Source organism: Paenibacillus sp. J22P51 (genome assembly GCF_059692215.1).
Genome location: NZ_JCAUAZ010000003.1, coordinates 503863 through 517773, shown reverse-complemented (window position 1 = coordinate 517773; position 13911 = coordinate 503863). Strand labels below are relative to the sequence as shown.

General features: G+C 42.5%; 14 protein-coding genes. All 14 read right to left on the bottom strand.

Features of this window, described 5'->3' with window-relative positions; genetic code table 11:
• Positions 1-48: 48 nt before the first annotated feature.
• The 14 genes from pgsA to AC58QC_RS10570 all read right to left on the bottom strand — a co-directional run bounded on the left by pgsA (position 49) and on the right by AC58QC_RS10570 (position 13752).
• Positions 49-633, bottom strand: coding sequence for a CDP-diacylglycerol--glycerol-3-phosphate 3-phosphatidyltransferase (gene pgsA, locus AC58QC_RS10635; protein ID WP_497415111.1), 585 nt, complete (start codon positions 631-633; stop codon positions 49-51).
• Positions 630-1958, bottom strand: a complete 1329-nt coding sequence (gene rimO, locus AC58QC_RS10630) for a 30S ribosomal protein S12 methylthiotransferase RimO (protein WP_497415110.1) — start codon at positions 1956-1958, stop codon at positions 630-632. Before rimO ends, pgsA begins: the two co-directional genes overlap by 4 nt.
• 128 nt (positions 1959-2086) lie before the next feature.
• Positions 2087-2578 (bottom strand): YajQ family cyclic di-GMP-binding protein, encoded by a 492-nt coding sequence (locus AC58QC_RS10625; protein ID WP_065853810.1) that lies wholly within the window; start codon positions 2576-2578, stop codon positions 2087-2089.
• A 146-nt stretch (positions 2579-2724) separates the two neighbouring features.
• Positions 2725-3600 carry a helix-turn-helix domain-containing protein gene (locus AC58QC_RS10620; RefSeq protein WP_497415109.1) on the bottom strand — a complete coding sequence of 292 codons (876 nt, stop codon included), beginning with the start codon at positions 3598-3600 and terminating at the stop codon, positions 2725-2727.
• A 51-nt stretch (positions 3601-3651) separates the two neighbouring features.
• Positions 3652-4395, bottom strand: a complete 744-nt coding sequence (locus AC58QC_RS10615; RefSeq protein WP_376769543.1) for a DUF3388 domain-containing protein — start codon at positions 4393-4395, stop codon at positions 3652-3654.
• Between the two features lie 144 nt (positions 4396-4539).
• Positions 4540-5388, bottom strand: a complete 849-nt coding sequence (locus tag AC58QC_RS10610) for a hypothetical protein (RefSeq protein WP_497415108.1) — start codon at positions 5386-5388, stop codon at positions 4540-4542.
• Positions 5389-5481: 93 nt separating this feature from the next.
• Complete coding sequence (locus AC58QC_RS10605) at positions 5482-5733, bottom strand: DUF3243 domain-containing protein (RefSeq protein ID WP_497415107.1); 252 nt, start codon at positions 5731-5733, stop codon at positions 5482-5484.
• Between the two features lie 104 nt (positions 5734-5837).
• On the bottom strand, positions 5838-6593 hold the full coding sequence (ymfI, locus tag AC58QC_RS10600; RefSeq protein WP_497415106.1) for an elongation factor P 5-aminopentanone reductase: 756 nt from the start codon (positions 6591-6593) through the stop codon (positions 5838-5840).
• Positions 6590-7879 carry an EF-P 5-aminopentanol modification-associated protein YfmH gene (gene yfmH, locus AC58QC_RS10595; RefSeq protein WP_497415105.1) on the bottom strand — a complete coding sequence of 430 codons (1290 nt, stop codon included), beginning with the start codon at positions 7877-7879 and terminating at the stop codon, positions 6590-6592. Before yfmH ends, ymfI begins: the two co-directional genes overlap by 4 nt.
• Positions 7880-7882: 3 nt before the next feature.
• Positions 7883-9163 (bottom strand): EF-P 5-aminopentanol modification-associated protein YfmF, encoded by a 1281-nt coding sequence (gene yfmF / locus AC58QC_RS10590; protein ID WP_497415104.1) that lies wholly within the window; start codon positions 9161-9163, stop codon positions 7883-7885.
• A gap of 101 nt (positions 9164-9264) precedes the next feature.
• The gene (gene sleB / locus AC58QC_RS10585) at positions 9265-10047 is read right to left on the bottom strand and encodes a spore cortex-lytic enzyme (RefSeq protein ID WP_497415103.1); all 783 of its coding nucleotides are present in this window, start codon (positions 10045-10047) and stop codon (positions 9265-9267) included.
• Between the two features lie 116 nt (positions 10048-10163).
• Positions 10164-12719 (bottom strand): DNA translocase FtsK, encoded by a 2556-nt coding sequence (locus AC58QC_RS10580; RefSeq protein ID WP_497415102.1) that lies wholly within the window; start codon positions 12717-12719, stop codon positions 10164-10166.
• 62 nt (positions 12720-12781) lie between these two features.
• Positions 12782-13021, bottom strand: a complete 240-nt coding sequence (locus tag AC58QC_RS10575) for a YlzJ-like family protein (RefSeq protein ID WP_497415101.1) — start codon at positions 13019-13021, stop codon at positions 12782-12784.
• On the bottom strand, positions 13018-13752 hold the full coding sequence (locus AC58QC_RS10570) for a ClpP family protease (RefSeq protein ID WP_497415100.1): 735 nt from the start codon (positions 13750-13752) through the stop codon (positions 13018-13020). The genes AC58QC_RS10575 and AC58QC_RS10570 overlap by 4 nt, the downstream gene beginning before the upstream one ends.
• Positions 13753-13911: the final 159 nt, after the last annotated feature.

Below are 13911 nucleotides of genomic sequence, written 5' to 3'. Positions count from 1 at the left end.
CGCGATCGCTCAATTGATCGACTGCGTTAAGAGGTAAGTTTCGCTCTATTATGACTTTTCCGAAAAATCTATGACATGCTTATTTTTGACGAAATACTCCACACCTGAATAAACAGTAATAATTGCTGCTGCCCAACTAGCTATTACATCAAAGGGGAAATCTAGAAACGTAAATGGAAAATTATTAATTAACAGTGCAATGATGGCTGTAATCTGAGCCGCCGTCTTCGCTTTACCCCATTTGCTGGCCGCCATAACAGTACCCTCTAAGAGCGCAATTTGACGAAGTCCAGTAACTGCCCACTCTCTGCTAATAATAACAATAACGATCCATGCATCAACTTTATCCATTTCTACTAGTGAAACAAGTACAGCGGTAACAAGCAGCTTGTCTGCCAAAGGATCCAATAGCTTGCCCAAATTCGTGACAAGATTACGTTTCCTTGCAATGTAACCATCTAAGCTATCTGTACTCGCAGCAACAATAAAAATTAAAGCAGCAATAATTTGATTATACGTTATGCTAAACTCCTCTATCCGTATTTGAGGAAATTTCACCTTAATCAACAAAAAGAACATGATGATAGGTACTAATAAAATTCTCGCTACGGTGATGCGGTTAGCTAAGTTCATGCAATTACCTCCCCGGATAAGTCAAACTCATAGGAGTGGGTAATACGAACTTTGGCTAGCTCTCCAATGTTCAATTTCGCATTCGAAACGAACACTTCACCATCAATTTCAGGTGCGTCGAATTGGGAACGACCGATATAAACATCGCTTCTGCCATCGTATCTTTCAATAAGTACGTCAATTTCTTGTCCAATACGGCGACCGCCGCGGATATTCGAAATTTCACGTTGAATTTCCATAATAGCATTGGCACGGTATTCTTTGACATCATCCGGCACTTGATCCGGCAGTCTTGCTGCTGGCGTATCATCTTCCTTGGAGTAAGCAAATACACCAAGACGATCAAATTGAACATCTCTCACAAATTGTTTCAAATTCTCAAAATCTTGTTCGGTTTCGCCTGGGAAACCAACAATAAGAGACGTACGAAGGGCAACATCCGGAATAGATTCGCGAATTTTACGAACGAGCTCGCGAGTATCCTTTTGGCGTCCTGGTCTACGCATACGTTTAAGAATAGAATCTTCACTATGCTGCAACGGCATATCAATATACTTGCACACTTTAGGATTAGTTGCCATCACTTCAATCAATTCATCACTGAAGAAGCCTGGGTATGCATAGTGCAGACGCACCCACTCAATACCTTCAACTTCACTTACTTTGTTCAACAAAGTAGGAAGCATAAAGCTATCATATAGATCCGTACCATAGTTCGTAGAATCTTGAGCGATTAAGCTGATTTCTTTAACCCCTTGTGCAGCAAGGGTGGCTACTTCTGCAACAATAGATTCCATACTTCTACTTTTGAAGCTGCCGCGCATAATTGGAATTGAGCAGAATGTACAAGCGTTATCGCAGCCTTCCGCAATTTTCACGTACGCTGTATAACGAGGTGTCGTCATCAGTCTAGGAAGATCCGCGTCATAGTTAAATACCGGATTCCCTACTAGAACTGGTTTCTTTCCTCTGAGCGCTTCATCAACAATATGATTAATTTTATCAAAATCGCCCGTACCGACAATGCCATCAATCTCTGGCATTTCATCCATTAACTGCTTCTTGTATCGTTGTGTTAAACAGCCCGAAACGATAAGCGCCTTGAGATTCGCTGTTTGCTTCAGCTCTGCCATATCCAAAATTGTATTTACGGATTCTTCTTTTGCAGCATCAATGAACCCGCAAGTGTTCACGATAATGACTGTGGCATCTTCCTTGTTCTCTACAAGTTGAAAACCACGGCCATGAATTAAGCCTGACATAATCTCGGAATCGACTAAATTCTTCTCACATCCGAGAGTAACTACTTTAACCTTTTCTGTCATGAAAGAAACAACCTCCAATAGTCCTAAAAAACACTCCCTACCAGTATAATACAAGCCCAATGGGGTGTCAAAATGTAAAAACCCCCTGCATCCAGGGGGTTTTCCTTACTGTAACCTTATTTTCCTGATTATTTCATATTAACAAACTGCAAGTCCAATGGAATATCTGCTTTCCGAAGCAGAGCAATGACGGCTTGTAAATCGTCGCGACTCTTACCAGTTACGCGAATTTGATCTCCTTGAATTTGCGTTTTTACCTTCAGCTTTGAATCACGAATCAATATATTAATTTTCTTGGAATTGTCTTGATCGACGCCTTGCTTCATGCTAATTTTCTGTCTAACCGTGGAACCAGCGGCTGGCTCTACTTTGGAATATTCGAGATTCTTAATCGATATTCCGCGCTTCGTCATTTTCGCATGCATAATATCAAGGACATTTTGAAGCTTAAACTCATCATCGGATGTGACAACGAGCTGATCCTTATCCAATTTAATGCTGCTTTTACTTCCTTTAAAATCAAAACGGGTCAAAATTTCTTTCTCCGCTTGTTGAATCGCATTATTTAGTTCCTGCATATCCACTTTGGATACAATATCAAACGAACTCTCTGTACTCATCTACATCCCAACATCCCTTCCATCAAATTACATTAGCATTATAGCAAGAACGCCAAAAAAAAGAAATATCCTACCGCCAATGGGCTTCGAATATTTCCTAATAAGCTATTTTAATTACCCGGGAAAGCGCAGGAACTGCCAAATTGCTAGCTTTTTTGCAAATTGAGTTGTACCCGCTTCGGATTCGGCGTATCTCCAACAGGAACGAGTGTGCCATTGACCATGAGCTGCAACGCACTAGCCGCGCCAACATTCAAGAATGCTGAGGTTGCTAGATCAAACGTATCGGTTTCACCGGCATTATACAATTTCTGTCTTAGCAAGGCTCCCTTCTCACCCTCAGGAGTTAAAGCATTAACAGCAATCCAGCAAGAGCCGGTTATCTTGAATTGAATATTTAAATTTGCAGTTCCTGTAATGATGTAGTTGTCTACACCTTTTTCATTGGAGCTAAATTTAACCTGAACCGCTGGCGGCGTTGGTGTCGGAGCTGGTGTAGGGCTTGGCGTTGAAAGAACCGTAGCTTTACCATCCCCCGTAGCATTGACAGATGAGCTCGGCGACGGATTCGTGGAATCCGTTATCCGCGGCGATTGCGTTTGCGTCGGCTTCTCGTCTGCAGGTGTTCCCTTATAATTCTTATATGTATAGTAGTATACGATCCCAAATATAAGCAAAATAAAACAGACAAACATTAGGCTGGATGCCCAGCGGCTCATCTTTTCTGTGTTGCGAACGCTTGATCTATTCTTGCGAATCGCTTCGACAACAGGCTTCTCTATCGTTGGGGCAGGAAGCGTAGACTGATACATATTCAGAACTTCATTTGGATCAAGCCCCAATGCTTCCGCATAACTTTTAATAAAAGCCCTTACGTAGAAACTCCCCGGCAACACCTTGTAGTTTCCTTCTTCAATGGCTTCTAGATAGCGCTTGCGTATCTTTGTTACTTCCTGAAGATCATCCAGCGATATCTTTTTTTCCTGTCGTGTTTTGCGCAAAATATAGCCTAAGTCAGACATATGGTCACCTCCCCGAAGGAATTATGAATCCTGTTATTGACGTTTGAAATCTCAAAAAGGTTCGGACGTATACGTAAATGAATCATAATTAATTTCTTCATCCGGGCTATTCCGAAGCTCAATGATATAATCAAAGTGATTATAGGTGTATTCCGATTCACGAATAAAAATGTCTGGATGTTCGATAACCTTTGTTGAAGGCAGACCCATAATATCTTGTAACAAACTATAGTGCTTCTCATTGGAACGAATCGTTGAAACGATTCCGTCAATGATATACACATTGTTAGGGGCCATTTCATCCTCGGAAAGCTGGCTGCGAACGGTTTGTCTCAATAAGGTTGAGGAAACGAAAGTCCAACGTTTGTTTGCGCAAACACTGCCGGCAATGATAGACTCTGTTTTACCAACTCGCGGCATACCCCGAAGTCCAACGACTTGGTTTCCTTCACGCTTGAAAATTTCACCTAGAAAATCAACTAATAAGCCTAGCTCGTCTCGTGTAAAACGAAACGTTTTGCGATCATCAGAATCGCGTTCAATATACCTGCCGTGACGAACAGCCAGAATATCAACTAATTTAGGGGGTCTTAAAGCAGTAATAGTAATATTATCTACTTTTCTCAACATTTTACCCATTAAATCAATTTTTTCTTCATCATTTGTTTGAAGCAGCATACCGCGCGTACGATCTTCAACCCCATTAATCGTCACGATGTTAATATCCAGCATCCCCATCAAAGAAGCTATATCACCTAATAAACCGGGACGGTTCTTGTGAATTTTGTATTCCATATACCATTCTTTAACGTCCAATTCTTCCACCTCATCATTATCTCTGTCACACTTGTCAACAAATGAACTAGACAGTTCATGTCCATTTAATTAATTTCTACAAATTCCGCCATTTTCCTTCTCTAAAACCAAGATAAACTGACATTATTTCATCTTTAGTTCTTTTAGCTCTTGCGAATTGTAATTTTGGATCCCTTTTTGCCAAGCATGCGTTTTCATCATTGCGAGCCGGTTATCAAAAATTTGTTTCCAATTGAGATCAGCGGTTAACGTCCCCGTAAAGTCCATAACTGACACACCTAACGATTTCACTTTCTGAAGCTGCGCTTCTTCAACAGGACTATAGAAAATAACCCAAGCAGCGTGATGTTGATGTATTTGAAATGTCAGTTGCTGAAGCCACTGGCTATTGTTCAGCAATACAATGTGATCAGCTTCTTCTGAAGGTGCCCAAGCGGAGGGAATTGGACGATCGCTTTGTGTTACCCATTCTATGATCGCATTTTGAAATAAGAGATCCTGAATCGCTTTGGTTTTCATTGTTTCCATCTGTTGCGTATCCAATTGGAGCAAGGCTGCCTGATCATTCACAGCAATTGTGCTGCCCTCTGGGAAAGGCTGACTTTGTAAAAATGTCCATTTGCCCGATGAAAGTCCTAACGCAATCGTCTCATTAGCTGAAGGGAACAGTTCATTGCCGACAACGTATATGTAATCATATGATTTCGTTTTCAGTGTCGAAACCACGCTCTCATCCAATGCATTCAAATCTTTAACCCAGTCGAACGCAATCGAGTTTGCATCGCGCCAACCCTTTAATGTTTGTCCTAGAGCTTCCTTCGCTGATGCCGTTAACCCTGCACTCGAGATCATCAATACGGACATTTTCTGATTAAGCACTTCTTGTTTAATGACTGGAATTCCACGATTCCCGCACCCAGCAAGTAAAAATATTAATAGGATTAAAATAAGTAAGAATCGATTCTTATGCATACAATTATAATTCCTTTCCAGCTTATAAAGCATGCAAAAGCCTCCGAAAGAGGAGGCTTTCACATCATACCCTATTGAATTGTAAAACGGTTATTAGCCTTTGTCTACTAATTTTACCATCAGGCGGGCAAGTGTATGCTTTTCTTGATCATCGCCAGCGTCCCACAACTCTTTGAGAACTCTTTCTTGCTCATTTTGAGGATCTACTTTGTCTGCCAAAAACTCCCCAATTTGAAAAGCGAGCTTGGAGATGGTTTCATCATTCATCCCTGCTTGTCCCGCCTGACTCACGCGTTCAGCCAAAAACTCTTTCCATTTGTCGAACACCTTAAGTACAGTAGCCATTGTAAGAAGCCTCCTTCGAGTTATGAGAAATGGTCATTACATACGTAATATGCACTTCCCAAAACAGAATTATGCGTGGGCTTCGTTGCCAAGAAGACCTGCAATTAAGTTAGCCAGCCGCCATTAGGTGAGATGATTTGGCCCGTAATGTACCCAGATTCAGGCAAAGCTAGAAAATAGACTAGTGATGCAACCTCATGTGGGGACGCTAGTCGCCCAACGGGTATTTCGTTCGTAATGGCATCGATCTCCTCTGACTGAAAGCCAGCCATCATATCTGTCTGAACGGCTCCAGGTGCCACGGCATTAACCGTAACACCTGATGGAGCTAGTTCTTTGGCTAGAGCCTTCGTAAAGGCATTTAAGCCACCTTTTGCAGTCGAATATAAGACTTCGCAAGAAGCGCCCGAAATCCCCCAAATCGAGGATACGTTGATAATACGCCCATATTTTTGCTTAACCATTGCCGTCATGAAAGCCTGCGTGCAAAGAAAGGAGCCCTTCAGGTTGACATTCATGACACGATCCCAATCTTCTTCTGTCACATCAGATAGCATCCCATAATGGGAGATACCTGCATTATTAACGACGATATCTGGTATCATATTCATCTGCTCCAGCTTATCTCGCATTTTGAGAATCTGATCATGGGATTGAATATCCGCAGATACAGTCATTACAGTCGACCCTTGCTTCATGCAAGAGCGGGCTATTTCATTAGCTGCTTCATGTGAATCGCGATAATGAATCACAATCTGCATACCTACCGCGGCAAATCGTTGTGCTATGGCAGCTCCAATTCCTCTGCTTGCGCCCGTAATAAGCACGGTCTGTTCACTAAATGGCTTTACAACACTCACGACTTTTCACGACTCTGTACGATGGACACTGCGAGCTTACTCCAATCAAAATGCTCACGGAATCGACGATTAACATCTTCTAGAGTCAACTGTTCATAGACAGGCAAAATATCGAAGAGATCAATCCCTTTGAATCGATATTTCGTGTACTCATTGGCAATCGACTCAGGCGAATTCATCATTCGAAGGAAGCTGCCAATCTTTTTCTTCCTGCTGCGTTCGAATGTAACCTCATCGAGTCCAGTCGCTTTTCTTTTTTCAACCTCTTCACGAATCCTTGCAATCAATTGGTCTGGATCTTTGGTATCCCCTCCAACAATGGAGAAAGCATAGCCGTCACTGCAATTATATTCATGACCGAAATTATCAGATATAAGCTGATCATCATAAAGTGTTTGATAAATATCCGAGCTGGAGCTAAATAAAATATCTAACATTAATTTCGTGGTTAGTTCTCTTACTAATAAGGGTTTGCCAGTAATGTCTGGGGCTGTTTCCTTGAAGCCCATTAAACATTTGGGTAACGAAACTGGTAGTAAAATAAGCCTGCGTGCTTCCTTGACATCAACGGGCTCTTCAGGGAAAAACCTTTGGATATCCCCTTGCGGCGGAAAGGTTTTCGCTGCTTGATTTTCTTTTACCAGAGAAATAACCTCTTGTGGATCCACGCCGCCAACAACGAATAAGCTCATGTTGCTCGGATGATAAAACGTGTTGTAACACTCGTACAACGTCTCTTTGGTAATTTCCGCAATAGACGCTACAGTACCCGCAATATCAATATGAATCGGATGCTTCGCATACAGGGATTCGATCAAGCCATAATAACTGCGCCAGTCCGCATTATCCTCGTACATTTTAATTTCTTGCCCAATAATCCCTTTTTCTTTTTCTACATTTTCATCTGTAAAATAAGGATTTTGCACGAAATTAATTAATGTCGTTAAGTTTTCCAAGTACTGATTAGTTGAGGAAAATAAATAAGCCGTTCGATCAAAGCTTGTAAAGGCATTGGCCGATGCACCATTCGTAGCAAACGTCGCGAAGATGTCACCTTCGGGCTCCTCAAACATTTTGTGCTCTAAGAAATGCGCAATACCATCTGGTACTCGCACTGCTTCTTTTCCATGAACCTGGAAATGGTTATCGATGGAGCCATATTGGGTTGTAAAGGTAGCATACGTTTTCTGGAAACCTTCTTTGGGTAACACAAACACATGCAGCCCATTATCAAGCTTTTCATGATAAATGGTTTCACCGAGATGTGGATATGGAATACTCTGCATGGTCTACTCCCCCTTCTGATCCCGTAAAAAGTATATCGTGTCCAATTGTACCTTCTTCGCCGCTTCGGCGATGGCAGGTATATCTACTTGTTCAACAGCTGAGATCAAGCCCGCAACTGAGCGTTCTTTTCCTGATAAAATGGCATTAAAATCAAATGAAATCAACTCAAACGCAGAGTCTTGTATTTCACGTAATTGATTGGAAATCATAGCTCTTGTTTGACTCCATTCAATATCTGTTATTTCTCCTTGTTCCAATGCTTTAAGTTGCTTACGTATGATATCAACGGCTTTCTCATAGTTGGCCATCTCAATACCAGACTGAATCGTTAAAATACCTTTATGCCCATCAAATCGAGATGAGGCATAGTACGCGAGACTCGCTTTCTCCCGAACATTGGTAAATAATTTGGAATGTGGATATCCGCCTAGGACCCCATTGTACATGAGTGCAACCGGGTATTGATCATCGCTGTACGAAATATTCGTACGCAGACCCATATTCAACTTGCCTTGGTTAACATCCAACCGTTCGACGATCGTTTTCACTTCACCTGTTACACCTCGCGGCGCCGAAGTGACATAGCTTACGTCAGCATTACGCTCGATAGCGAACGATTGCTTCACGATTTCTTCTACCTCGCTAAGCGTTGTGTTGCCAACGACATAAATGTCCATTGGTGAAGTTTGGAGCCATTCTCTATATTGTTCGTAAAGCTTCTCCGCATTCATGCCGTCGAGGTCTTCAATTTTGCCTAATGGATGAAGACGGTAAGGTTCCCCGCTGCACATCTCTTCCATACAACGCTCTGCAGCATAGCGGATTTTATCATTGATGACGGATTCAATTCGTTTACGAAGTGTTTGCTTTTCTGCATCCACATATTTCGTACGAAAATGCTGATCTTCTAGAGCTGGACGAGTTAACGTTTCACCCACAAATTCAAGCCCCTGCTTCAGTAAGGAATCCGCCGATTTCACGAAACGATCATTAATAATGTCCATTCTTAATTGAACGATTTGGTAATCCCCACGCTTATAAATATCAAACCCAAATCCAGCGCCGTATAAATCATCTAAATACTCACGGAACTGCTTTGTCTCAGGACGCAATTCTGTACCTCTACGGAGAATAAATGGTGTTAACGCGGTGCTTGTGACCGTTTCCTCATCTAACTGACGGCCTATGTAGACGGAAATGGCAAATGTTTTGAAACGGTCTGTCGGCAGAACATGCATTCGGATATGCTTCCAACTGCTGCGCTCAAATTGATTAGGCTTCAAAGGTCAGTCTCCCTTCTATGTCCGTGTAATAAATCCATTATATTCCTATACGAAGAGGAGAAGCAACCAATGCTGGTTCCTTCTCCTTGTCCTTCTCTAAATTACACACAGAAAATGTGTTTACCGATTTTTTTAATCTGTTTTCTAGTCCAAATCCATTTGGACGTTGCCGTTTCGGGATTAAAGTAATAAATACAACCACCCGTTGGATCCAAACCATTCAAAGCATCCCTTACGGCTTTTTTGGATGATTCATTCGGTGTTAACCATATTTGACCATCGGCTACGGCTGTGAAAGCACCAGGTTGGAAAATAACACCGGAAACTGTATTCGGAAAACTCGCCGATTTCACTCGGTTTATGATAACTGCCGCTACAGCAACTTGTCCAATGAACGGCTCCCCGCGCGCTTCTCCATTAACGGCATTGGCCATTAAATTGATATCTTGCTCCGAATAACCAAGATTATTGGAAGGAGTTAGATTAGCGGGCTTAGAATCTGTTCCTGTACCTTTATTGTTAGCACCTTGATTATTGGAGGCTGTTTCTGGCGCTGAAGGTTTCCAGCTTTTCGTAGCTTCCCAGAGTTTCAGCTTAGTTTTCGGTCCAACAATGCCGTCTACCTTCATTCCAAACTCACCTTGGAATCGCTTCACTGCTGTTAATGTCTTGTAGCCATAATCGCCGTCTATACTGCCGTTATAAAAGCCAATGAATTTCAATCTGCCCTGCAGTTCATTCACATCTGAACCTGTGGCGCCATATCGAACTTCATTTTTGCTAAACGTTTCTTCCGTCGGCGGGTTTAACCTTCCCTTCAATTGAAAGGAAACTACCAAGACAAATACGATACAAAATGTAATGACGATTAGTCGTTTATTCATTCCCCTACTCAACCTCACTTTTCAAATTACAGCCTTTTCTTGCTTATTATGAGAAAGCGAGTCAATGATTATACAAATAAAAACACTCTCCATCGGAGAGTGTTAATCTGACCGGATTAGGAGCTAATCCGATTATGATGATATTGTTCAAGCGAGAGGAGTACTTCTCGCGGCTTACTGCCTTCATAGGGACCAACAACGCCCTTGGCCTCCATGGCATCTACAAGTCTGGCTGCACGTGTGTAGCCGACTCTCATTCGCCGTTGAAGCAGTGAAACCGAAGCTTGTTTCGCTTCCAACACAATTTGAACAGCTTGATCGTAAAGCTCGTCCTCAAATTCATTCTGCTGCTCTGGCATTTCCTCGACCTGTGGAACTAGCTCCTCGCGATAGTTTGCTTGTTCTTGCGTACGTACGAAGCCGACAACCTGCTCCACCTCACCATCGGAGAGGAATGCCCCTTGAACACGTACTGGCTTGGATGCACCTACAGGCAAGTAAAGCATATCTCCACGACCTAGCAGCTTCTCAGCTCCTACCATATCCAAAATTGTCCGTGAATCCACTTGCGACGAAACACCGAATGCAATACGGGAAGGGATATTGGCCTTGATAACACCGGTGATGACGTCAACAGAAGGTCGTTGTGTTGCAATAATTAAGTGAATTCCTGCTGCCCGCGCCATCTGAGCAAGTCGACAAATCGAATCCTCGACATCATTTGCCGCAACCATCATTAGATCTGCCAACTCATCTACAATAACAACATAATAAGGTAGAGGCGCTGATGTACCGCTCTCTGTCAACAGGGCATTATAGCCTTCAATATTCCGCGTTCCGCTCTTGGAGAATAACTCATAACGTTTCTCCATTTCGACAACGATTTTCTTGAGCGCTAAAGATGCACGACGCGGATCCGTTACGACAGGTGCTAAAAGATGTGGGATACCGTTATACACGTTCAGCTCAACCATCTTCGGATCGATCATTAAGAATTTCACTTCATTTGGCTTCGCTTTATACAAGATACTCGTAATAATCCCGTTGATACAAACAGATTTACCTGATCCAGTAGCACCGGCAACAAGTAAATGCGGCATTCTTGCAAGATTGCCAACAATCGGTTGACCAGAAATATCTCGTCCAAGCACAACGGATAAACGTGAGCTAGACTCCTGAAAAGCTGAAGTTTCCATTACTTCACGCATCGTAACAATGGAAACTTCCAAGTTAGGTACTTCGATACCAATCGCAGATTTACCAGGGATCGGAGCTTCCATCCGGATATCCTTCGCTGCAAGTGCAAGTGCGATATCATCCGTCAACGAAACAATTCTACTGACTTTCACACCAACATCAGGTTGAATTTCATATCGTGTAACCGCAGGACCTCTAACTACCTCTAAGACCTTAGCTCGAACACCAAAACTTTCTAATGTCGCTTCAAGCTTTCTTGCATTAGCCTTATAATCCGCCATCTCACTTCCCTTGCCTAAAGCAGGTCTTGCTAATAAATCAAGCGAAGGGATCTCATACGGACGTGACACAATAACGGGTGTATCTTCTTGAAACTCAAGTGTGACCGGCTCACTCTCATTGTCATTCCCAGTAGTAGCCGCTGTCTGTACATTTGTTGCCAAAGGCGTAGGTACTGCTGACGGTCTAACCACTTGTTGTGCTTCTTGAATAACCTGTTCTTGAAAATCACGAATAATTGGCGCACCAGGCTGATCACCTGAATTATGTATAGGTTCATCCGTTGTTAGTACCGGACTCGAGTAAACGACTTCCTCTTGGACTACATCATCTTCTGTAGCTGACATGTTGTCCTCGATATCATCTCGATCTCTTGCAACTGACTTCTTGCGACTCTCCTTGATTGGACGAAGGAGTTCCATGAACAGAGGAGATTTCTTTGCCCTCTTCACTGGTTGGAAAACCTCTTCATCAAACTCATCATCGATAGGCACATAGGCTGGCTTTTTCACTTTAGTCGGTGCATTCCCAGCTGAAGCTGTCTGCGGCCCACGACCTTCTCGGTCCTGCAGCCATTCCTTCATTCTGTCTTTGAAATTTTGCCCAACATTGCTGAAACGCCCCTTCACGATGTTACCTAAATCCACATAGGAAATACCAGTTGCTAGAATAAAACCCATCACAAAAAGCATATATTGGATTAATCTTGCACCAAGATAATCAAACAGGAAATAGAGTATGCTGTATAAAAATGCACCTACCATTCCTCCACCAATGCCGTGCTCTAATGAAGCCCTGCCAGCTTCCGTTGGATGCAACCCCTCTAGCATGGCAGACCAGGTTGAAGAAATCACTTTCCCTGACGTAAAATCGTTGTTTGGGTATAGCTGAGCGAATAAATCAATATGATTCTTGATTAATAATCCAAGAATGAATAATAAAATGCCCGCTTTCTTGGGAGTCACCATTTGCGGCCATGCTCGTTTGATCATCGCATACAGCGCCACATAAATGAATATGAGAGGTATGAGTGAATACCAAGTTCCCACAAAAAAACGAAACAAATAAATCAATGAATTCCCTACATGTCCTTGATGTGCAAGAGCAATGACAGAGAAAATCAAGATGAGGATTCCATACAGCTCGAATAATAAGCTGGTTTTTACAGCCTTCGTCTTTTTCCTGCGTTTCGCCAAAATTGTCACCCCCAAGTCCACATTATACCATAATTGACTTGAGGGATGATAGAGAACACGACTTACCGAGTTGAAATCGTCTCGATCTGAGGACGGTAGGAAATAATGCTTCCTGGGGCATATTGTTCATTCAAATAGTCCTGTGGATTGCAGCTGTATAGCCTTACAATACGCGCTTGATAGCCGCTTAGAGGTTCAATTTGCATCATGAAGCCATCCTGCTCGATATCTACGTATTGAGGAGCAAATGAATCGAATCCTTCAAATATGATTTCCATCGGAATCACTGAATAATGGATCATTGAACAAGCCCCCCAGAATTCGTCGTTTTCTTGGCTTCTATTCGGCTGTTCAGCTCCTTGATGGCATCACCTATACCTCCAACTTGATTGATTAATCCATATTTAACCGCGTCGATCCCAATCACCGTGGTGCCGATATCTCTCGTGAGTTCACCGGTTTTAAACATCAGCTCTTTAAACTTCTCTTCGGTAACGTTGGAATGCTTAGTTACAAAACGTACGACGCGCTCTTGCATTTTATCTAAATATTCAAAAGTTTGTGGCACCCCAATGACCAAACCATTCATACGAATCGGATGAATCGTCATCGTTGCGGTTTCGGCGATGATCGAATAGTCAGCTGAAACCGCAATCGGAACACCGATACTATGTCCACCTCCTAAAACTAAAGCAATGGTCGGTTTCGATAATGTCGAGATCATTTCGGCAATTGCAAGCCCCGCCTCCACATCGCCGCCAACTGTGTTTAAAATGATCATAACCCCTTCAATTTTGGGATTCTGCTCAGCAGCTACGAGTTGCGGAATTAAGTGTTCATATTTGGTTGTTTTATTCTGAGGAGGTAGTACGATATGACCCTCTACCTGCCCGATTATCGTTAGACAAAAAATATTCGATTCGCCAGAAACTGTGTTGGTTTGGCCTAATTGTTGAATATTCTCGAGAACGGCATTTTTCTTGGTTTCCTCTGTTCCCTGTTCTTGTTCCTTCGAGCCTGGTGCTGACGCCACTCCAAAATCCCCTTTCAAATTATGCTGCAAAGACAAGTTGTTCAATATCTCCCATAGTATGAATAAATTTGTATATATTCATGCATACTTCACTTGGCAGTAACAAGAAAAAGCTCCCTCCAATTGGAGAGAGCTTTACTATTTGCATAGGCTCAAGTG

Excerpts from the sequence above, each read along its gene's own strand:
- pgsA (WP_497415111.1), bottom strand. The coding sequence starts at position 633 with ATGAACTTAGCTAACCGCATCACCGTAGCGAGAATTTTATTAGTACCT.
- rimO (WP_497415110.1), bottom strand. The coding sequence starts at position 1,958 with ATGACAGAAAAGGTTAAAGTAGTTACTCTCGGATGTGAGAAGAATTTA.
- AC58QC_RS10625 (WP_065853810.1), bottom strand. The coding sequence starts at position 2,578 with ATGAGTACAGAGAGTTCGTTTGATATTGTATCCAAAGTGGATATGCAG.
- AC58QC_RS10620 (WP_497415109.1), bottom strand. The coding sequence starts at position 3,600 with ATGTCTGACTTAGGCTATATTTTGCGCAAAACACGACAGGAAAAAAAG.
- AC58QC_RS10615 (WP_376769543.1), bottom strand. The coding sequence starts at position 4,395 with ATGGAATACAAAATTCACAAGAACCGTCCCGGTTTATTAGGTGATATA.
- AC58QC_RS10610 (WP_497415108.1), bottom strand. The coding sequence starts at position 5,388 with ATGCATAAGAATCGATTCTTACTTATTTTAATCCTATTAATATTTTTA.
- AC58QC_RS10605 (WP_497415107.1), bottom strand. The coding sequence starts at position 5,733 with ATGGCTACTGTACTTAAGGTGTTCGACAAATGGAAAGAGTTTTTGGCT.
- yfmH (WP_497415105.1), bottom strand. The coding sequence starts at position 7,879 with ATGCAGAGTATTCCATATCCACATCTCGGTGAAACCATTTATCATGAA.
- sleB (WP_497415103.1), bottom strand. The coding sequence starts at position 10,047 with ATGAATAAACGACTAATCGTCATTACATTTTGTATCGTATTTGTCTTG.
- AC58QC_RS10575 (WP_497415101.1), bottom strand. The coding sequence starts at position 13,021 with ATGATCCATTATTCAGTGATTCCGATGGAAATCATATTTGAAGGATTC.